We start from the raw sequence: 21,031 nt of genomic DNA on the forward strand, positions 1-21,031 counted from the left end.
GTGACAGTTTCAAAAAATCAAATCGAGCTAAAGACAGGCACACATTGGATTGAAGATTCTTGTGTGCATTCTGCATTCTTTATTCCCAATGGTTGTCCGATGATAGACAGCCGAATGATCAGGGAGCATATTGAGGCACTGGATCATTTTTTGGATGATAATCTGAGGATTCCTTTTTTAATAGACCTCACATCATCCGAAAGTGTATTCAGCTTTGATGCATTAAAAACCTGGGGACAAAGTAATAAACTTAACGCCTATCGATCGGCGGAGGTTTATGTTGTAGACACGCTTGCTGATCTAATTTTTTTAAAGCAGCACATTCGACTGAACAAGCTGGATTACCCCGCCAGAGTATTTCAATCCATCATTAAAGCGAAGGATTGGCTCAGGAAGCTTGGAAACAATCACCACAGTCCTATTTAATCACTTTAAATAAGACACAACTAGAAATGGAAATGAATATGGAAGGCGAAAGGACATGCGAGATCAGGATACTAATGCTGGAGGACAATCCCGATGATGTACTACTGGCGCAGGGAATGTTATCAAAAAGTGGCATTAATTATACGATGCGGATCATTGATACGGAGGATGAACTGAAATCAGAAGAGTTGACTCATTATGATTTGGTTCTCTGTGACTATAATCTCACCGATTATGATGGTCTTCGCTCTGTGCAATACATCCGTAAGCATACAGATATTCCAATCATTATCGTGTCCGGTTCGATAAGTGAGGAGATGGGATATGAGCTGCTGGAAGCAGGAGCTCAGGAATTTGTGAAAAAATCGTGTTTGAAAATCTTGCCACACATAATTAAAAAATCTCTTGCTCACCAAGAACTAAAAAACCGATCTGCCGAATGTGAAAGGATGTATGAAGAGACGTCTCAAATGTTCGATACGCTGTTTGATAGTTTGGAAAACCCGGTGTTTATTAAAGATACAGAGGGGAGGTATCGACGAGTCAATGCTGCTTTCTGCAGGCTATATGAAAGAAGTGAGGCTGAGCTAATTGGTAGATCAGATGAAGAGCTCAACTGGATACACGCTAGTGAAAAGTCGATAAGGGATGACAGGTTTATTTTGGATAAAGGAGTATCGTCAAATTACGAGCTGAATTACCTCAATGAAAAGGGTGAGAGGGTATGGCTGGAGGTGACAAAAAATCCCATTTTCACCAATGGAACAATAGCCGGAATACTGGGTCAGGCACGAGATATAACAAAAAGTAAAAATGCCATTGCTATAATGGAAAAGTCGCAGTTTGTACTCTATCAAACCGAGGAGTTGACCCGGGCAGGTAGTTTTGAATACGATGTGGATTTGGATCTGGTCACGTGTTCTAAAAATCTCATGAAAATGTTGGGATTGCATGCCAATCAGATATCCCTGAGCAGGTTGGTTCGGCTGATCAAGAAGGAGGATCGTACCATTTTTCTCGATGGGATCAATAATAGCATTGAAACGAAGCTGGAATATAGGATGGAACATCGATATATGCTCAATGAGAAAAATCAGGGGCATTTTGAAATCCTTTTTCGGCCTGACTACAGAGATGAGACGGGCAACACGTTTTATGGAATCATTGTAGATATTACTGAAGAATCTAAGGAAAACATCTCCCGACTGGAGTATCATGAAGAATCCAAAAACGAGATAGCCAGGGAATTGCATGATAACCTGGGCCAAAAGCTCAATGCAGCCTCTATGTACCTGGGCAAAGTTATGTCATGCAATGATTGTACTTCCGTAATCTCAAAAGCAACAGATGTTTTGCACGAGGGGATCAATGATCTTGGTCGTTTGATCACTGGTATTTCCCTTAAAGAAATAGATGATATTTCATTGCAGTATGCACTGGAAAAATTAACGGACTGCCTGCCTGATGGAATGCATGTAAACTTTGAATGCAATATAGATGAGTCAGCAATTTCAAAATTTGTAAAGCGGCAGGTATTTCGTGTAGTACAGGAGACCGTAAATAATGCAGTAAAATACAGTCAGGCAAAGAATCTCACTATTACAATAAATCATGAAGGCAGTATCCTGAATATGATTGTAGAGGACGATGGCAATGGATTCGATATACTAACCGCCACCAAAGGAAATGGTCTAATCAATATTACCCACAGGGTCAAAAAGTCCAATGGTTTGATCAATATTGATTCGAGAAGAGGAGAGGGCACCAAGGTGATGGTAAAAATGCCAGTTGCTTAATTGATGAGTTAAAAAGAAATTTGTAGTAAGTGAGTTGCCTCTACTCAGAGGCAGTGATTAGGTGAGAACCTGCCGCGAGAGCGGTGGGTTTTTTTATTCCTGATGGCCTCATCAAATTCGCTTCCCACTGGATTGAATGAACCGTAGTTCGACGTAAAATCAAAAGGAAAAAGCGTAAAGTCCCCTCCTTTTGGAGGGGTAGGGGTGGGTTTATATGAAATCTTTTCCTTCTAAGAGGAGACTATATGGTCATTTTGAATAAAATTTAAAAGTCTTATCCCGAACTCAGGTTAAATTAGAAGGGTGATGGAGCTAGAAAAGTTAACGGACCTTTTTCCGAAAGTATACTTCAATATCGGCATTCGCTATTTGCTGGCTGCCGGGTTGGCTTTTCTGCTATTCTATGTCATTTTCCGGAAAAGATTCCTGATCAAAAGGATTCAAGCCACCTTTCCCAGGACTGCTGATTATTGGAGAGACCTGCTCTACTCTTTACTGACGGTTTTTTTCTTTACCATTATCGCGTTGCTCACATTCTTTGTGTTAAAGCCTTACACGTTGCTATACGATTCACTGAGTGACAAGACTGTCTGGTACTGGTTGCTCACGGTCATCCCCATGTTTTTCATCCATGACTTTTATTTCTATTGGGCCCATCGCTTGATGCATCATCCCGCATTGTTCAAGCGGGTTCATAAGGTCCATCACCTTTCTACCAATCCGTCACCATGGACAGCCTATGCTTTCCATCCTTTGGAGGCTTTTATTGAGGCAGCCATTATTTTGATTTTGGCCTTTACCGTTCCCACGCATGCATTCATCATCATGCTGTTCATGATCTTTCAGATCATCTATAATGTGTATGGTCACCTGGGATATGAGCTGTTCCCAAAAGGGTTTAATAAAACCAGGATTGGACGGTATGTAAATACCTCCGTGGCACATAATCAGCACCATGCCCGGTTTCATGGAAACTATGGCCTTTATACGCTCATTTGGGATCGCTTATTCGGGACCGTGAGAGATGATTATGATCAGTCTTTTGAGCAGGCGACAGGAAAAAAGTAAAGCCGACTCTTCTCAGAGCCGGCCTCTACTCACTACTAAAGTATCACAACCAACTATTAAATCCGACCCGCTCTCACGGGCCGGCTATCATTAAAAACACCTTTATCACGGTTAGTGAAAAGATGAAATACTTACGGAATGGAGGTGGGGGATGGATTTTTGAATCATGTATTATACCTGAATTCTATTTCAGGATCTGTTTCTAGTGTGTAGATGCTGAAACAAGTGCGGGCGGCCAGTCTCAGCATGACATAAAAATATTTTTTACCAGTCAAACTAAGATGTCACCCTGAACTCGTTTCAGGGTCTATGAGATACATGAATCCATACTTCTAATAGTGATAGATGCTGAAACAAGTTCAGCATGGCTTTTCTATTATTGTTTCCGCTAATTATAATCAGTGGTAACCCTGAACAAAACCCACTTGCCACCCTGAACAAAACCTGATAATCACCCTGAACAAAACCCGATAGTCACCCTGAACTTGTTTCAGGGTCTAACTAAATTTCGGATGAAAATGAAATATGGATATACTTACATCCTATCAAACCATAAAAGAACCTCATTATACATTGGCTCAACCAATGATATAGAAAGAAGAGTCCTTGAGCACAAGGCAGGCATAGGTTCTTTGCATACAAGTAAATATAAACTTAGGTACTTAATGCATTTTGAAAAATGCCCGAACATGCGATCGGCAATCGAGAGAGAAAATCAACTGAAGAACTGGCATAAGGATTGGAAGTGGAACCTCATAAGAGAGCACAATTCTGATCTTAAGGATTTAGCAGCTGATTGGTTTACAGAGGAGGATATTAGAGGAGCTGCTGGTGATCTGGATTAAGAGGTGGCCACTTTTATATAAAAAAAGAAGCCACCCTGAACTTGTTTCAGGGTCTATGATACATGAATCCTTACTTCTAATAGTGATAGATGTTGAAACAAGTTCAGCATGACGCACGGAATGGAGTTGGTATTTTTAGCTCAGAGTTTTCATTTGAAATAAGTCCGATAACAAATGCTCAGTAGTTACCTGACAAAATTCATCCCCCGTCCCTTCGCAACGTCGGACCGCTCCTCAAGGAGAGGGAACCTTCCCTTTCTCCTGACAGGAGAAGGGGCCAGGGGATGAGGTGCTTAAAATAATCATACTACTAAGACAAGGGGCCAGGGGATGAGGTCCTTTAAAAATAATCACTCAACACCAGATCGGTTATTTTATGTCCTCAAGGACCTCCCAAAATCCCTTACTCCACCCTCCGTATATCCCTGATGCGTGATTCACGCAAAACCATACGAGCTTCCCACATACGCATCTCACACACTTTTTTGCGGGTATTTCTGAATCTTTCTAAACCCGAAAATCCCTCTCAATTCCGGCTGCTCATTTTCTGACTTTTGAACTATCAAACAAACAAAAACACATAAGAAAATGAAAAAGCAACTGTTATTACCGCTTCTTTTTGCCGTCGTTCTAGGAACAGCATCTGCGCAAAATGTAATCGTAAGAACCTATGTAGAAAAGACTCACATGAGTCCGAAGACCGGAACCGCCATCGGGTTTGAAAACAAGTATCAATGGGAATATGGAGCATTCTTTCAGGAAGCTTCTTTGATGGAATCCTTTATGATGAGCGAAGAAGAACTGGAATCACTTCCACATCAGTATGAAAAGGATTTTGCAGGTATATACTTCGCAGTGCCAATCGTGGCACGAGAACAATTTGTAGTGAAAGCCAATGTACGTACCGGGATGTCCAACGGAGAAAACTTCGTGATCACGCCATCAGTGTTGGCAGACTATAAGCCTATTAAGCACTTCAGATTAGGACTAGGTGTGGGCTCCCGGGCTTTCCGTCCTACTCTTCAGGCATCTGTTGCCCTTTCATTCTAAATCCAATTTAAAAGACCCTATAACTCATAATAAAATGAACGCTCAAATGATACAGCACAATTGTCAGGGAGAAGTATCCCCCCTCAGAGTAGTAAAAAGTGATCCGAAAGTATTCACTGTTCGCTACCTGGAAACACTGAACCTGATCCTTGCCACAGGCTGGAGCATCACGGACGATGCGTGGATCAAATACTGTCAGATGATGTCGGATATTGAGCTGCATCTGAAGAGAAATGAAGAACTGAATATCTATTTCAAACTGGAGCTATTCAACACTTCATCGGCCACATACCTTTTTAAGATCATCAGACGCCTGAATGAGGCGCACAAAAAAGGGAAGTCAGTGAAGATCTATTGGAGCTGTGCAGCTGAGTACAATGATGACGCGATGCTGGAAGCAGGGTTGGATATGGCCGGAATGTGCGACTTCAAGTTTCAGATAACCGAAGCATAGCCCCACTCCATAAACCACTGAAAACCATGAAAAAGCTAATTATACTCTTGATTTTGATTACCTGTGTGAAGGTCTGTAGCAACGCTCAATCATTGACCGGGCAAGCATACCTCCAAAATACAGTGATGGGTTTACAGAAGGGGTTTGGTCTGAGGGTACAGACGAACAAAGGATTGGGGATTGGGCTGGTACATCAGTCGAATCTGAAATCGACGATGGAGGGAGTAGATGAGAAGTATCCTTTTTATGGAATCGAGACCATTATACCATTGACTAGGTGTGGAAACATGCGATTCTTCCTCACACCAAAAGCCGGGTTTGTAAATGAAGACTTCTTCGTGCTCATCCCGGAGGTAGAGACAGAGATCAAAATCACAGATACATTCTCAGCAGCTATCACAGCCGGCATCCGTGCCAGGGAGTCTTCTGCCGGTATCAAACTATTGGTTCACCTGTAAGAAATAGTCATGAAAAGATTACTGAATACACTCGTGAGATCATTGATAGTAGCCCTGGCGATCATGTTGTTTGCCTGCGAACCAGCCCTGGAAGATCCCTATGAGAACTTCATCATTCCAGCAGGCAAGCATGATAATGGGTGGAAGATGCAATCGCTACAGTCGAAGACGCTGAATTTCACTGCCATTTTTGATCAGTCGGCCATCTATGAAACAGTCACCACGGAAAATCAGCATGACATTAATAAGCTCATGGGTTTTTCGGATTGCAATTCGATGCACCATGAAAACAGTGCTCGTTTCGGTTGGCGGTGGCTGGCTGGCAAACTCGAGATTCATGCTTATGCCTATGTAAATGGGGAGCGAATCACTGAGTATATCGGCGATGTGGAGCTGGATGAACCAACCAGTTACCAACTACAGATCACTGATGATCACTATGTCTTCTATCTGCAGGGATACGATCCTGTACGGATAAAAAGGGAGGCAACCTGTAGCAAAGGACTTTACTACATGCTATTTCCCTACTTCGGTGGGGATGAGGTAGCCCCTCATAACATACTCATCCAAATTTTAACCAAATACTAAAAAACATAAATAAGAACTTAAATGACTACCACCATGCAAGTGCTAAAAACAGAAACACCAAACATAAAAGATCGGATAGATCAATTTGAAGGGAGCATTTTCCTGAATGTCGGTAAGCAGATTCAGCGGATTTCATTGAAGAGCATCGAGTACATCAAGGGATATGGAGATTACATGAAAGTGAAGTGTAAGGAGAAAAGCCACACCGTACATATCACCATGAAAAACCTTCAGAAGGTCCTTCCTTCTTCAGATTTTTATCGGGTTCATAAATCATACATCATCCGACTGGATAAGATTGATCACCTGTCATCTTCTCACGTGCAGATCAATGATACACACATCCCGATAAGTAGAAATAACAAGCAGGAGTTGCTTTCGCTCATTCCGTGGGTGAAATAGATATGTGTTTTTTGGTGGTTAGTAAGGGTGGCTCAGTGATGGGTCACTCTTTTTTAAAACTTTAAGAAAAGGAGCAAACCTTAGTAGTTTATTTCTTAGTGAATGGGGGAGTCTCAAAAGGCTAGCAGCTCAAAATTTGAGCAAATATTATTTTGTAAATCGTCAAACCTTACATCCCCCTCACCTCCTTCGAAGGGGGAATTATCCCCTTGAGGGGATTATAGGGGTGTTTAAATAAAAAGCATCCCTATATAAAGAATATTATTTGGTCTCGATTACTATAATGGCCTTTTGGGACACCCTCTTTTTGATTTAATAGAGACTCCAGTAGAGTCACATAAAAGAATTAGCTGGTTGGTATAACGTACGATCTCATTTCCTTAATGGTATTAGAGCCGGCACTGGTGAATTGATACATGTCGCAGAAAGCATACGTTTTACCACTCATTTTTATTTCTCCGTTCAAAGCAGCTTCTGCACCATGAGTCACGATAGAATGCACAATTACTTCATCCGCGACATAATCTTTCATGATATTGATTTCTTTGGCAAAATCTGCTTTGCCTTCAAATTCCCTGTCTCCATACATATACCAGCGGATATCGTCACTCACATTATCAATAATGAATTCCGCATTTCCGGTAGCAAAGGCAACATTGAAATCCTTCAGAAACTCTTTCTTAGGTGAATTGCCACAATCTGCTTTAATCGTAATTTTCGTCATAGCATTACTTGATCATTGGTAAATACTTCTCTTTGTTTTCAATGATGACCCATACCAGAATAGCACCCATAATCAAAGGAATGGGTAGTCCCATCCCAAGAGTGAAATGATGGGCAAGGATTCCAAACATGATGGGAGTAATGATGACCGCTCCTAGTGCCCGAAAACGAGGTAGGATGAAAAGCACCCCACCAATGATTTCGAATATGGCAAGTAGAGGCATCAACCAGGTAATCTCCATCATAGCTGTAAACATGTTCATCGCCTGTTCGGGCATTTCATCAGGCATAGGCATATAATTAAAGAACTTATTCAGGCCTGCATTAATGAACATAAGCCCAAACAGCAGGCAGATTACAAATAGGATTTTATTTTTCATAGTAATACGTTTTTATGATTGTGATATGATGTTAAGCAGGCATCTGACTTGGATCCATCCAGAAAAACTCCCAGCAGTTTCCATCCGGATCTTCGATACTTCTGCCATACATGAAACCGTGATCTTCAGCTTCTTTATATTCATTTGCACCAGCATTTACCGCTTTTCCAATCATATCATTGACCTCATCTTTACTTTCCAACTGAATAGCATTGATTGCCCCGCAAGCTTTGGATGTGTCCGCCACCTCTTTATGTGGAATGAAAGATTGAAATCGCTCAGTTTCCAAAAGCATAAAGATGATGCCTTCATCCACAATCATTGAAGTGGATGTCTCATCCGAAAACTGCTCATTGAACGTAAAGCCGAGTTTCGAAAAAAAAGTTTTGGAACGTTCCAGATCCTTGATCGGAAGGTTTACATATAGTTGTTTTGACATTTTATTAAATATTTAGTGAAAAAAAATTATTCGTCGATTAAGGATAAAATATTACCAGCGTTATCCTTAAACCAGGCAATCTTTGGTCCGGGTGCGCCCCAAAAGATTCCTTGCTCATCTGTTTTAATTGGATCATTGTATTGTTCGAACTTGACTCCTTTATCGGTCAATTCCTTCACAGCATTCTTAATGTTGTCTACCCAAAAATTGAGCACGGTAAACTTTGCAGGTGCATGATCGTCTTTTGGGTAAATGACAAACTGTGTATTTCCAACGGTTATTTCCAGAATTCCCATTTCATTGACGACCACATTGAGGTTTAAAATATCCTCATAAAATTCCTTTGAGGCCGGAATATCGTCCGTAGTAAATGAACTAAATATGGTAGTGTCTTTAAGCATGACTTCTAGTTAATATTGATTCTAATGCGCACGGTCAATTAAGGTGCTTTATTTTGGCATGTTTTCCCAGTCCATATAGATGATATTCCACCGATGACCGTCCGGATCTACCATGGCCATACCGTACATCCAGCCTTGTATTTCCTGTGGCTCTGAATAAACATTTCCTCCCGCATTTTTGATTTTCTCAGTGATCTCATCTACATAGCTGCGATTAGGTGCACTCACCGAGATCAGAAATTCACTTCCCTTGGAGGTATCTGATATTTTGTGTTGGGTGTACTGCTGCAATTGAGCTTCTTCTACCATCATTACTGGTACCTTTCCAATGACATAGCCAATCATCCCGGGTGAGTCTCTCGTAGACTCAAAACCCAGTGACGTGAAAAAAGCACGGCTTTTCTCTAAATCTTTTACCGGTAGGTTTATCCATAGTTCTTGTTCCATAGTGATAGTTTTTATTTTCTTTCTTCAAAGCTAGATACGCAAATCGCCTTTCTTGAAGTGTAATTACGGCAAACTGAGGGGTTGATCCCGACATGACATTTAGCTAATTTAGTTTTTGAAATGAACCCACCCCTGACCCCTCCGAGGAGGGGAGTTAGTGCTGTGGAAAGTATCCTTTCTAAGGAGATTAGGTGCATTTAAGGAGGTGGAGATCGAAATGTTTTTTTGTAACGTACCCAATCTCAATTTGCTCAAGAAAGGTGCTAGTGCTGAAGTCTCCTCTTTGGAGCGGTCCGACGTTTCGGAGATTTAGAGGTGGGTTATTATTAATGGAAAAAGAGAAGATTTTAATTAAATAAGAGATGAAACATATATCACTTGTTGTTCCAAACGGAGAATTTAGCGTAACAAATCTGGACCTCACAAGACAGTTGTTTGAATGGGTAAATGACAATTCACCTTCTCCTTTATTTGATGTTAAGATCGTAGGATTATCGAAAGAAGCTCATGTGGTTGGAGGCTTATATACGATCAAAACGGACTGCCATATTAATGATATTGATCGAACGGATGTTGTGATTATTCCCGCCATGTTTGGCGAACCAAGGGAACTTATAAAACAAAATACGGCGCTGGTCCCATGGGTGGAAAAGCAATACCTGAGTGGGGCAGATCTGGTAAGCATGTGTGTGGGATCTTTCTTTCTTGGAGCAATGGGCATTCTCAACGGTAAGAAGTGTTCAACTCACTGGGGATCAGCTGAAGATTTTCGAAAGATGTTTCCGGATGTAATTCTGGAGGATGAGCGAATCGTTTCAGAGTCACACCGGATATTTACCAGTGGAGGCGCTTTGGCGTTTACCAATTTGCTTATTTATCTAATTGAAAGATATGCAGGACGTGGAATAGCCATTGCAGCAGCTAAAGCATATATGATTGACGTGGACAGAACCAGTCAATCACCGTTCGCCATGTTTTCCGGTCAGAAGTCGCATGAGGATGATGAGGTATTGAAAGCACAGGAATATATCGAAACCCATTTCAAGGATAAGATATCTGTAAATAGTCTATGTGAAGAGATAGGAGTGGGAAGGCGTACATTTGAGCGAAGGTTCAAAAGTTCTACTACGAATACGATCTTTGAATATATCCAGCGTGTAAGAATCGAAGCTGCAAAAACAGAGCTTGAGAAAGGGGTGAAAACCGTATCACAAGTTATGTTCGGAGTGGGCTACAGTGACACAAAGGCTTTTCGTGAAATCTTTAAACGAATTACCGGCATGACACCCGTGGCTTATAAGGAGAAGTATACGCGCATGGAAATGGTTGCATAGTAGGTCATGCAAACATGACCAATCAATGATAGGCATGCATTTGTACTTTTAGCTCGGCACGTCTGTTTTTGGCATAGTCTTCCTCTTCACATTCTACACCACTACTACACTTATTTAGAGGCAGTTCTTCACCAAAAGCGATTCCCTGAATGCGTTTCTTCGCAATCCCCTTACGATTAAAATATTGAACCAATTCCTTGAGCCTGCCTTCAGATAATCGTTTATTGTACGTTTCCGAGCCTCTGGAATCAGCATGGGCTGCAATGTTTAGAATGGATTTTGGAAATCGTTTTAGAGTGCTAACGATCTCATTGAGGTGAGTATATGCAGAATCAGCTATCTGTGTTTCGTTGAATCCAAAGTAGGTGACCACTTTGTCCACATAAACCTCTTCAAGAACGATATCATTTAGCAGGTCACCATCATAAATATCTGTGGTATTGATAGAGAAGCCATCAGGTAAAAAGCCTTCATGTCTTGCTGTAATTTTATATCTATTGTCCGGTACCAAAACAAACGAGTACGTTCCGTCATCAGCGGTCACAACTGAATCTTTAATTCCATTGTCAAGATTTTCTAACACCACTGTCACATCCTGAATAAGCTGTTGGGTTTCATTGCTATACAACTTCCCTTTGGCATAAAGATCATGCTCCCAAAGGCTGAGTACGAGTGTATCATAGTTGATCCGAGAGCCTTTGGTGGAAAATGGCTCTTTATACAGATCGGAATGACCTTCTTTGCTCACGGTCACATAATAATCCTGATCATATGGTACATTGATCTGAAAACCGCCTCCCTCATTGGTCAGGGAAGACCAGGAATCATCATCAGATGCAGATTCAACTTTCACAAAAGCCCCGGAGATCGGATTGCCATTTTGTTTGGTAACAACCTGCACTACCCCGGTATACATAACGGTAGAAAATTGGTAAATGTCATCAAGTCCTTTACCCCCCTCCCGGTTGGAGGAGAAGTATCCCTTCCTTCCAGAGGGATCCATGTATATAGAAAAATCATCCGCAATCGAGTTGATTGGGGTACCCATATTCCGTGGGTTATACACACGGTTTTCTCTAAAGCTTGCTTCGAAAATATCCAGTCCACCAAAACCACCTAATCCCGAGGAGGAGTAATAAAGGGTCGTATCATTATAAAGAACTGGGAATAATTCTTCGCCTGAAGTATTTATCTGTGGCCCCAGGTTTACAGGCGCAGACCATTTGTTTCCATCCCTAAAGGTGGCGTACAAATCAGGACCACCAAATCCACCGGGCATATTTGAGGAGAAAAACATAATAGACCCATCGGACGACAGGGTTGGGTGACCTACTGAGTAGTTATTGCTATTATGTTCAAATGCTTCAATGTTTCCCCATTGATCAGAAGGACAATCAGCAAAAAATATTTTCAGGTTTACTTTACTCACTCCCTTGTTAGTATTCGATGCATCTTTCAGGTTGTTTCTAGTAAAAGCAACACGATTATTTTCATCGTAAAAGGAAAGTGGCCCATCATGATAATAGGGCTTTACTTCTTCGTCATATACTAGGTGATACGTTTGACTGCTATCATAAATGAAGTATCTCAGCATACCTTCATCTTCATTGATAGCATTGGCAGGTTGATGTTTTACATATCTTTCTGTTTGCCTTGCCGAGAGAAATATCATTCTATTCCTATAAGGCTGATAGGCAAAATCCGACTGATCAGAGTTTATAGCAAGGTTCTGTATGGTATATGCTGAGTCACGACGGTAGAAGTCGATGTTGTTTAGGAAATTGAGCTTTGACTCAATTTCAGGATTATTTTCTTCATTCAGAATCTTTCCATACCATTCTTTTGCCTGTTCTATTTTTCCATTTCTGCGCAAGACCTCTGCATAGAAGATTTTCATTTCAAGGGTAGCCTCAGTATCATTCATTAATGATCTCAGCCATACTTCCGAGTTATTAGGTTCATTCAGGTATAGGTAGCTTTTTGCAATTTTATATTCAGACTCGACATCATCGGGTTGCTTATCCAACACTTTTTCATAGAAATGAATGGCATTTCTATAATCCATTTGATCATAATATTGATTTGCCACCAGCCGGTCTCCCCGGAAGAGGTCCAGCACACTTTTGCTTTGACTAAATGCACTCAGAAAGCTGAAAAGAAGGATGGTATGAATAGCGTATCTCTTCATTTTTTAGAAATATCTTGGACTTACCAGACGGTATTTAGTGAACTTAAATCTAAAGTTGAGTAGTATTTCATGGGTTCCGATTCCCACCTCTCTCAACTCGCCCTTTTCGAGGGCATATGCATATCCTAAGAGCAGTTGATCAGTCAGACGTATTTCAGTGAGCAGGTTAACCCCTGGAAATCGATAAGATGCTCCAACCCAGAGTAAGTCGTCAAACTGGACACTGCAGTTCAGATCAATATCAGAAATGGATCCGTCGGTTACTTTAAAAAGAAAATTGGGCTTGATTCTTAGTACAGGGTTGATCGTGTAGACATATCCCCCGTGCACTAGAAATGGTATGGACTGAAAAACAGTGCTAAAATTATCTCCTCTGTCAAATACATTATTCATCATGTGCGGCATGGAAATGCCGGCGAAATAATTCTTATTTCTGTAGAAAAAACCAGATCCGATATTTGGTCTGGATTGCTGAACATTGGTATTGAAGTACGGGTCATCGGGTGAAAGACTTGTCAGACTAGTGTAATCAGCCCGGTAATTGATCATCCCGAATTGCATTCCAAACGCGATTGAATGCTCTCCCTCTTCGTCGAAGAAAATACGGTATGTTCCGGCAAAATGCGCACCGGTGTTGTTAATCACACCGATTTTATCCCGGATAAAAAGTGCGCCTGCTGCGATATTCTTTTGCCATAAAGGCGAATGGATGGAGAAGGTTTGCGTGCTTGGAGCACCTTCTAACCCAATGTTTTGAAACCGTGTAATAAATGACGCACTAATGAGATTGTGCGAACCTGCATATGCAGGATTGATTGCAAGAGGATTGAACATGTATTGTGCAAAACTGGCTGTCTGTTGAGCAACAGCTATGTATCCACACGCAAGAAAAGCGAAGGCGAGTAGTGTTTTTCTCATTAGTTACCTGTGCCTCTAAGTACGACAAACCCACCAAAAGCACCTTTTTCGCCAGCGGTGATGCGATAAAAGTAGGTGCCTTCCGGTAGTAGTTTTGTTCCATTCCGATTTGAACGTCCAATCCAGGCTCGGTCTGAATTATTATACCCATCCATTTCAAAGACAAGGTTATTGTACCTATCATAAATCCGAACGGAATTATTTGGATAATAATCAATTCCCTCTATATGCCAGTAGTCATTCATGCCGTCTCCATTGGGTGAGATGGTTTGATAGACTGTAAATGGGTTGTCGTCTACCATGATGATCAATGTTCCTGTAGTTGATTCTGGCGGTGAACCGCCATCAGTAATGGTGTACACTAGCTTATCTTCACCACGGAATGTCACATCAGAAGTATAGGTTATTTCTCCACTTGCTGAAATATCGACAGTGCCTCCGGTTGGATTTTCCTGAAGAACCAGCTCCAGTGATAACGGGTCATTTTCAATGTCGATATCATTATCCAGTACATTGATAGTGCCTCGCTCTTTGCGTATCACATATAGCGTATCAGTGGTAGCAACAGGAGCATCGTTAACCGGGTCAATGATGATTGTTAACTGAAGTTTACCACATAATTGAGGATTACCGTCATCGCAAATTTCTATTTCCCATAAGGAATTTCCGAAATAATTTTCATCAGGAGTGAACTCATAAGTAAAGGTTCCAATTTCAGTCAGAGTGCCATTTCCACTGATGCTATTCAAGCCTGTTGTTGATACTATGTCACCTTCTGGATCTGTTACTTCAAAGCTAAATTCAATCGGAACATCCTCTGATCCATTTATTGAGTAGCTGGATGTAGGCAAGGTGTTGATGATAATTTCCGGAGGTTCATTAACATCTATAACATCAATGGTTATTGTAGAGGTGGTGCAAACAGATCCATCATTGGAATCGCAAACGGTTATTTCTACCACATCTTGTCCAACGAAATCAACATTGCCAGTATAGACAAAACACAAATCGCCCGCTGTAGCGTCTGTAATTGTGGCGTTATCTGAAGTTATAACCGCTGAACTGAGCATGTGAGGATCGTTTTCAATATCTGAGACTGATACACACACCTGTGTAGAGACTTCCTCATCAACCTCATAAACTACATCATCAATAACCGGAGGGTCATTCACAGGCGAAACTTCTACTGTAAATGTTTGTGTAATTGTGTTATTATCTGTCTGTCCATCATCAGCAGTTACAGTAATGGTTGCGGTACCATATTGATCAGCCACAGGTGTATAGGCTAGCGATCCCGATGTGTTAGCACTGGTATATGTGACCGTTGGATCAGGGATCAATGAGGTGTTACTGGAGGTTGCTGATATTGCAAGTGTTTGTGACTCACCACCACCAGCGGTTATCCCGGCCAGATTTACCGATTGTTCAGAGGCATCCTCATCGATGGATGCCGGATCAGGAATAGCATCTAATGTTGGGAAATCATTGACAGCAGCCAGGTTTATAGTTACTGTCACCACATCGGTTAAGTTTCCAGTACCATCATCTTCAATCGTTATTTCCCACACGGAAGGGATTCCGTTTTCGTCAGGAACAGGAGTGTATTCATAACAAAACTCTGTAGCATCAGCAATCAGCGTTCCATTTCCTGAAATTTTATTGATAGAAAGCGTATTGACATTATCTCCATCCACATCGATAACCGCAAAGCAGAAAACTTTAACAGAATCTTCAAATGATTGAACTGTCATGGTTTCGGAGCTAACGCTGTTCACCAATATTACCGGACTGTCATTAACGCTTAAAACATCAACATCTATCGTTGTTGTGGAGCAGACCGAAGGATCACCACTATCACAGATGGTTACCTCAACCTCATCTGATCCAATAAAACCGGTTGGTGGAGTATAATTAAAGCATAAGTCATTGGCTGTACCATCAGCCACTGTTCCACCATTAGCAGAGGTCCCTGAAGAAAATACGTGAGAATCCCCCTCTATATCCGTAATATTTCCCGGATCAATGCAAAGTTGTGTCGTTGTTTTTTCATTAACAGTTTCTGCAGATGGGGCTATGATAGGAGGGTCATTGATCGGCAAGACATCAATATTAATGGTTACATCTGTGGTGCTACACTCACCGAGTGCATCACAGGCTTCTAGTGTGATGGTTTCTGTTCCATCAAAGTCAGCATCCGGCGTGTAATCAAAGCAAAATGTACCATCTGACTCAACGATAGCTCCCGTTGTTCCATTAATGGGCGGTGTTGTGATGTTTACGGTTATCAAGTCCCCGTCAGGGTCATTTACCGTTAAGCAAACTTCTACTGAGGAGTCTTCATTGGTGGTTACGTCAACTGCTCCTACAACAGGCTCTCCATTTACTTCGATGACTTCCGGAGGAAAATTTGTGGTTGGATTAAAAGTGATAAAATGATTAATGAAGTTACTGTTAGCAGTACCATCTGATACATTAAAAGTGATCCTTCTGGTACTTTCATTTGCGGCACCCGGAGGATTATATTCATATGAGACACTATTGATAGCAGCAGCATAATCTGCGAGAGAAGCTGAGCCGGTAAAACTTAATACACCGGTTGAGCTATTATATGAGCCAGCAATGCCAGCGGGTGCAGAAAATGTTAATTCATCACCATCAACGAATGTATTTGAGCTTGATTGCACGATGAGAACAGTGGCAGAAGGAATCTGGGTATTGTCAACATCAGCAATAGAAAAGGTTGAATTAACGACAAAAGCAGGAGTTTCAGTTGTGTATTCTGTAGATCCGGGAGTTCCACTCAAAACAGGAGGGTCATTTACTTTTGAAACAATTATATCACGAGTAAAAGGAGCACTATCTTCCGAACCATCGTTGATTATGAACTCGACTGTGCGAGCAGATTCAATGGGGTCTTCACTGTTATTTATATATGAAATGCTTTGTAAAGCAGTATTGTAATCATTTATTGATGCTTCACCCGATAGTGTTAAAACACCTGTTCCGGAATTATAGCCTCCTGTAATGCCCAGTTGATCGGTAAAGGTCAATGCATCTTCTCCGGATTCGAAACCGGAACTTATTGAGATTGTTGCTCCCTCAAAATCCAAATCTTCATCATCTCCGGCAGTAACAGCAGGGTCGACAGGTACTTGGCCATCGTTTTCGCTATAGCTCAAGTCCGCGCCTGTGCCATTAATGAAAGGAATGGTATTTAATACAACCACCGCAAAGCTCACTTGAGATCCGGAGGCCTGAGAGTCACAATTGCCGGGTATTATAGCAACAGCCACAACGGAATCTCCCTGATTCAATGGAGCGGATAGATTTAAACTCCATGAGCTATCAGTATTAACGGACGTACTTAATGCCTCGATAAGAACGGAGGAAGAGGTGAATACATCTATGTAAATATCAGAAGCGGGATCAGCCAACCCATTGATAATATCATCCCCCTGCTTAAGTGGAATATCAAGCTCTGGTTCGGGCGTTGATCCTGATGCAAAACCAGTTCCTCCTGCTGTCAAGCTGCTGAAGGGAACCGGGCATTGATTAGAGGCCAGATCTTCAAAAGCACATGATAAACAGCCATCATATTGCGTATCGTCCACTCCGCCAATGTCAGAAATCTTACCTGCCATAGCGCAGGTTCCTGAAATATTAGTTACCACTACGAATTGAAGCTCACTATCTACCGTAATCCCAAATTCTGTTGTTAAATCACCGAACGGGACATAGAAATCATAGAAATAATCTTCATCTCCACAACTCACTTCATCCGCTATGGAAACTTGAAAATTATCCGCTATGGCATATTCTAATAACGGGTTGGGACAGCTGTCTTGCCCGTCAATATCATACACATAGATACCCTTTGAATTGCCTTTGATGAGTGTGATGTCAATTTCGAACCCCGCATTCGTGTCATTATAGTTGGGGTCTCCAGTTCCTATCTCCCCGTCAGTATCAATAAGTACAGTGTAAGCTTCTACGCTTGGGTGCTCATCGGCAAGTCGCATTCGAATGATTAGATTATTATTTGCATCTAATGCAGCGTAAGCTGACACACCGGTTGAGTCCACGGTCAGGTCAGTTGTGCCACAATTCGGACCGGCTTGTGTGTCGTTCGATGTATCTCCATTTCCAAAAACGGGGATCGGAAACATGGGAATTTCGAATTCATCCACGTACCAGCCATCATTGGAAAAACCGGAGTTATCCAATGAAACATAATTATCTCCATTTGGATCTAATACAGAGCTATTATTGGCAGGATCCACGATAAGTCCACGCTGTGCGGTGGCGGATCCAACTATTAGTATGAAGCCTAAAACAAATAATTGGCGGAGTGTAGACATAGCAGTAGTAGTATTGTTTTTGTAAACAATAGTGTGGTGACTGACGGTGGGTGGCTGATAACGACCAAAAAGAGAATTGTTCTCGACAAATTTTTTAATATCCGTTTGGCCTATTACCAACCTTAAAAATCGCATTATTTAACCACATTTCCAATAATCGATCGGAAGCAGCTACTAATAATTCGTTAATGACGTACTCATTAAGGGCAGTTCAATAGATTATTTGCTTTTTAAGTGATCTGGGCCGCATTTTACTTGCATTTATCTTCATTGTCTCTTCAGAAAATATTTCTGGCATCATTTTTCCTTTTATTCCATTCAAAGGGTCAAATGTTTCACTTAAAATGAATCGTTATGAAAAAGCTATACATATTAATACTCCTTTTAACAGGTTTATCAGGATGTTATTTTGATGAAGGACCAAGAGGGCCAAGAGGCTATGATGGTAGAGATGGAATTGATGGGGTGGATGGAGAAGAAAGCTATGTTTTCGAATATGAATTTAGTTTCACCGCACCAGATTACAGTCAGCTTTTATTGCTTCCGGATGACTTTGTCATGCTGGACTCAGACGTAATGTTGGTTTATTTTCTTTGGGAGGTGACTGAAGATGGAATGGAAATCTGGAGATCACTCCCACAAACCATGTACTTCAGCGATGGAGTGCTTGAATACAACTATGATTTCACTAAGTATGATGCTAGTGTATTTCTGAATGGAAACGTAAATTTTGATGATTTAGGAGCTATATATACGGATAATTGGATCGCACGAGTAGTTGTGGTGCCTGCTCAGTACGGAGGCAGAGGAGGAGTGGATTACTCAGACTATAATGAGGTGAAAGCGTATTTTGATCTATCGGATTCCAAATTAGCCAAACCCGGATATTCGAAAAGGCCGAAATAATCAACCAAGGTAAGATTCAGGGATTGGAAGTCCCTGAATCTTAAAAAATGAAAGTTGATCAAAATAGCCCCTCTGAAAATGAATCTGATCATTTTTGACTTGAAAGAAGCCACAGCCACGTAATCCCAGGGGATCACTCCACTCCAAAATAGCCCAATCACCATCTTCAAAAATGTTCTCTATCTGGCAAACCATGTTTGCTCTACCAAACTCTACTTCAAACATTTTTCGAATGGCTTTTTTTCCCTCCAAAGGATCCATGACTACCTGATGATTTGTTGCATCTTCGGCATAAAGAGCAGAGATTCCATCCACATCTGCACTATTAAATCTTTTCACCCATTCGGTGACTACTTCTTTCGGTGACATTGAATAATTAATTGACTTTCCTTACCAAAAATAGAGTTTAAATATAAAGTTCACCAGCAAAGTCTGACTGCCAGTACTCTTTGGTTTCAACGTCCATGACAGTGAGCTTACCGTTCCAGCCAGCACCTGTATCCAGATTCCAAACATTAAATGCCTGTATAGGTGTGTCTTGTTGCCAATTGAGCGTAGGGGTGTGGCCGATAAATATTTCACGGAATAAATCCAGGCGATCAGGTTTTGGTCCTTCTACTCTTGCCTGCATTGTTTCATTCCAAAATCGACGATCCCAATAGCAATTTGATATGGGTGTTTCATGTTGAGGTCCTTTTGGATGGGTAAACCCTGCATGGATAAAGAGTCTGTTTTCTTTATCGATATAATAATTCTTTTGGTTTTCAAGGAAGGTTATGTGTCTAGACCGATCAATCTTATCATTGATTTTGAGGTACGATTCTATCGTTGCAATGCCTCCGTTGCTTGACCATACCGGATCAGTTTCTCCGGAACTTAACCATGACTGCAGCCAGGGGTCATGGTTTCCACGTATGACAATCAGTTTAGGTATTCGTAGCAGTTTTTCAATCACCTGAACAGAATCCGGATGTCTGTCGCACACATCACCCAACTGGATTAGTGTATCGTTTCCAGAATCAAATTCACACCGATCCAGGCATTGTTCCATGGCTTTTGAGTTGCCATGTATATCTCCCATTACCAGGATTCTCTCACTCATAGTAATCTATATTTCAGGCCGGCAAATGAAACAATTTGGTACCTCATTGCCTTATCTATTAACATAACAAAATAGATTTAGATGCCATATACAGTAGAAATAACGGACATTCTTTCTTTAACTCACGATGTAAAACGAATAACAACAAAAAAGCCTGAGGGTTACCAATTTAAACCCGGACAGGCAACTGAAGTAGCCATAAATAAGCCTGAATGGAAGGATGAAAAGCGGCCCTTTACATTTACTTCATTACCGGATGATGATCATCTGGAATTCGTTATCAAATCTTATCGGGATCATGATGGAGTGACCAATGAGATTGATTCGTTGATGATTGGAAATTCCCTCATCATCGATGATGCATGGGGAGCCATAGAATATAGGGGCAAAGGGACTTTCCTTGCGGGAGGAGCCGGGATAACTCCTTTTATTTCTATTCTTAGAGATCTTGATAGGAAAAATGAATTAGTTGGGAATCGGTTGATTTTTTCTAACAAAACAGGGAAAGATGTGATATTGGAAGCCGACTTGCAAAACCTTCTAAAAGATGATTTTATGTCTGTCTTGACCAGGGAAGAACTGGAAGGTCATGAGCATGGCAGAATTGACATGGAGTTCTTAAAAAAGCATGTCACGGATTTTTCACAGCACTTTTATGTCTGCGGGCCTGATAAGATGGTAAAAAGTATCAATGAATTTCTGGAGAAACTAGGGGCCAGTGCAGATGCCCTGGTGTTTGAAAAGTAGG

The 21,031-nt window shown here is 41.3% G+C and carries 22 protein-coding genes; 12 read left to right on the forward strand and 10 right to left on the reverse strand.

The features are described from left to right. The 9 genes from ACOQON_RS04105 to ACOQON_RS04145 all read left to right on the forward strand — a co-directional run bounded on the left by ACOQON_RS04105 (position 1) and on the right by ACOQON_RS04145 (position 7,087). Positions 1 to 426 carry a hypothetical protein gene (locus ACOQON_RS04105; protein ID WP_420577655.1) on the forward strand — a complete coding sequence of 142 codons (426 nt, stop codon included), beginning with the start codon at positions 1 to 3 and terminating at the stop codon, positions 424 to 426. Positions 427 to 464: 38 nt separating this feature from the next. Beyond that, positions 465 to 2,222: a PAS domain S-box protein gene (locus ACOQON_RS04110; RefSeq protein ID WP_420577656.1), complete on the forward strand. Its 1,758-nt coding sequence runs from the start codon at positions 465 to 467 to the stop codon at positions 2,220 to 2,222. A 306-nt stretch (positions 2,223 to 2,528) separates the two neighbouring features. Continuing rightward, entirely contained in the window at positions 2,529 to 3,290 is a 762-nt protein-coding gene (locus ACOQON_RS04115) for a sterol desaturase family protein (protein WP_420577657.1), read from the forward strand. A gap of 518 nt (positions 3,291 to 3,808) precedes the next feature. After that, positions 3,809 to 4,135: a GIY-YIG nuclease family protein gene (locus tag ACOQON_RS04120; RefSeq protein WP_420577658.1), complete on the forward strand. Its 327-nt coding sequence runs from the start codon at positions 3,809 to 3,811 to the stop codon at positions 4,133 to 4,135. A 588-nt stretch (positions 4,136 to 4,723) separates the two neighbouring features. Further along, positions 4,724 to 5,185, forward strand: a complete 462-nt coding sequence (locus ACOQON_RS04125) for a hypothetical protein (RefSeq protein WP_420577659.1) — start codon at positions 4,724 to 4,726, stop codon at positions 5,183 to 5,185. Between the two features lie 46 nt (positions 5,186 to 5,231). Next, on the forward strand, positions 5,232 to 5,639 hold the full coding sequence (locus tag ACOQON_RS04130) for a SiaC family regulatory phosphoprotein (protein ID WP_420577660.1): 408 nt from the start codon (positions 5,232 to 5,234) through the stop codon (positions 5,637 to 5,639). Positions 5,640 to 5,665: 26 nt separating this feature from the next. Continuing rightward, entirely contained in the window at positions 5,666 to 6,097 is a 432-nt protein-coding gene (locus ACOQON_RS04135) for a hypothetical protein (RefSeq protein WP_420577661.1), read from the forward strand. 9 nt (positions 6,098 to 6,106) lie between these two features. Next, positions 6,107 to 6,685 carry a hypothetical protein gene (locus ACOQON_RS04140; protein WP_420577662.1) on the forward strand — a complete coding sequence of 193 codons (579 nt, stop codon included), beginning with the start codon at positions 6,107 to 6,109 and terminating at the stop codon, positions 6,683 to 6,685. Positions 6,686 to 6,706: 21 nt separating this feature from the next. Beyond that, on the forward strand, positions 6,707 to 7,087 hold the full coding sequence (locus tag ACOQON_RS04145) for a LytR/AlgR family response regulator transcription factor (RefSeq protein ID WP_420577663.1): 381 nt from the start codon (positions 6,707 to 6,709) through the stop codon (positions 7,085 to 7,087). A 346-nt stretch (positions 7,088 to 7,433) separates the two neighbouring features. On the opposite strand, the gene ACOQON_RS04150 is transcribed toward ACOQON_RS04145, so the two are convergent. Genes ACOQON_RS04150 through ACOQON_RS04170 form a run of 5 tightly spaced genes read right to left on the reverse strand, consistent with a single transcriptional unit; the run spans position 7,434 to position 9,477 of the window. Then, positions 7,434 to 7,811, reverse strand: coding sequence for a nuclear transport factor 2 family protein (locus ACOQON_RS04150; RefSeq protein ID WP_420577664.1), 378 nt, complete (start codon positions 7,809 to 7,811; stop codon positions 7,434 to 7,436). Between the two features lie 4 nt (positions 7,812 to 7,815). Further along, positions 7,816 to 8,190 carry a DoxX family membrane protein gene (locus tag ACOQON_RS04155; protein ID WP_420577665.1) on the reverse strand — a complete coding sequence of 125 codons (375 nt, stop codon included), beginning with the start codon at positions 8,188 to 8,190 and terminating at the stop codon, positions 7,816 to 7,818. Between the two features lie 31 nt (positions 8,191 to 8,221). Further along, entirely contained in the window at positions 8,222 to 8,629 is a 408-nt protein-coding gene (locus tag ACOQON_RS04160; RefSeq protein WP_420577666.1) for a VOC family protein, read from the reverse strand. Positions 8,630 to 8,655: 26 nt separating this feature from the next. After that, the gene (locus ACOQON_RS04165) at positions 8,656 to 9,030 is read right to left on the reverse strand and encodes a VOC family protein (RefSeq protein WP_420577667.1); all 375 of its coding nucleotides are present in this window, start codon (positions 9,028 to 9,030) and stop codon (positions 8,656 to 8,658) included. 48 nt (positions 9,031 to 9,078) lie between these two features. Then, positions 9,079 to 9,477 carry a VOC family protein gene (locus tag ACOQON_RS04170; protein WP_420577668.1) on the reverse strand — a complete coding sequence of 133 codons (399 nt, stop codon included), beginning with the start codon at positions 9,475 to 9,477 and terminating at the stop codon, positions 9,079 to 9,081. A 362-nt stretch (positions 9,478 to 9,839) separates the two neighbouring features. On the opposite strand from ACOQON_RS04170, the gene ACOQON_RS04175 reads away from it, so the two are divergent. Next, positions 9,840 to 10,811 carry a GlxA family transcriptional regulator gene (locus ACOQON_RS04175; protein ID WP_420577669.1) on the forward strand — a complete coding sequence of 324 codons (972 nt, stop codon included), beginning with the start codon at positions 9,840 to 9,842 and terminating at the stop codon, positions 10,809 to 10,811. A gap of 22 nt (positions 10,812 to 10,833) precedes the next feature. Here the strand turns inward: ACOQON_RS04175 and ACOQON_RS04180 are convergent, their stop codons facing one another. The 3 genes from ACOQON_RS04180 to ACOQON_RS04190 are packed head-to-tail and all read right to left on the reverse strand — an operon-like array spanning position 10,834 to position 18,275. Beyond that, entirely contained in the window at positions 10,834 to 12,999 is a 2,166-nt protein-coding gene (locus ACOQON_RS04180) for a carboxypeptidase regulatory-like domain-containing protein (protein ID WP_420577670.1), read from the reverse strand. A gap of 3 nt (positions 13,000 to 13,002) precedes the next feature. Then, positions 13,003 to 13,917, reverse strand: a complete 915-nt coding sequence (locus tag ACOQON_RS04185; protein WP_420577671.1) for a type IX secretion system membrane protein PorP/SprF — start codon at positions 13,915 to 13,917, stop codon at positions 13,003 to 13,005. Next, entirely contained in the window at positions 13,917 to 18,275 is a 4,359-nt protein-coding gene (locus tag ACOQON_RS04190) for a tandem-95 repeat protein (RefSeq protein WP_420577672.1), read from the reverse strand. The genes ACOQON_RS04185 and ACOQON_RS04190 overlap by 1 nt, the downstream gene beginning before the upstream one ends. Before the next feature lie 354 nt (positions 18,276 to 18,629). Here ACOQON_RS04190 and ACOQON_RS04195 point away from each other — a divergent pair, with 354 nt between their 5' ends. Further along, positions 18,630 to 19,181 (forward strand): hypothetical protein, encoded by a 552-nt coding sequence (locus tag ACOQON_RS04195; RefSeq protein ID WP_420577673.1) that lies wholly within the window; start codon positions 18,630 to 18,632, stop codon positions 19,179 to 19,181. Here ACOQON_RS04195 and ACOQON_RS04200 read toward each other — a convergent pair whose 3' ends face one another. Further along, a complete protein-coding gene (locus ACOQON_RS04200; RefSeq protein WP_420577674.1) occupies positions 19,182 to 19,550 on the reverse strand; it encodes a nuclear transport factor 2 family protein in 369 nt (122 codons plus the stop codon). It abuts the gene before it with no gap. Between the two features lie 37 nt (positions 19,551 to 19,587). Further along, on the reverse strand, positions 19,588 to 20,283 hold the full coding sequence (locus tag ACOQON_RS04205) for a metallophosphoesterase (protein ID WP_420577675.1): 696 nt from the start codon (positions 20,281 to 20,283) through the stop codon (positions 19,588 to 19,590). 81 nt (positions 20,284 to 20,364) lie between these two features. Here ACOQON_RS04205 and ACOQON_RS04210 point away from each other — a divergent pair, with 81 nt between their 5' ends. Beyond that, positions 20,365 to 21,030, forward strand: a complete 666-nt coding sequence (locus ACOQON_RS04210; protein WP_420577676.1) for an FAD-binding oxidoreductase — start codon at positions 20,365 to 20,367, stop codon at positions 21,028 to 21,030. Position 21,031 lies beyond the last annotated feature (1 nt).

The sequence above is a fragment of the Ekhidna sp. genome (genome assembly GCF_965221965.1).
Classification (GTDB): Bacteria; Bacteroidota; Bacteroidia; order Cytophagales; family Cyclobacteriaceae; genus Ekhidna.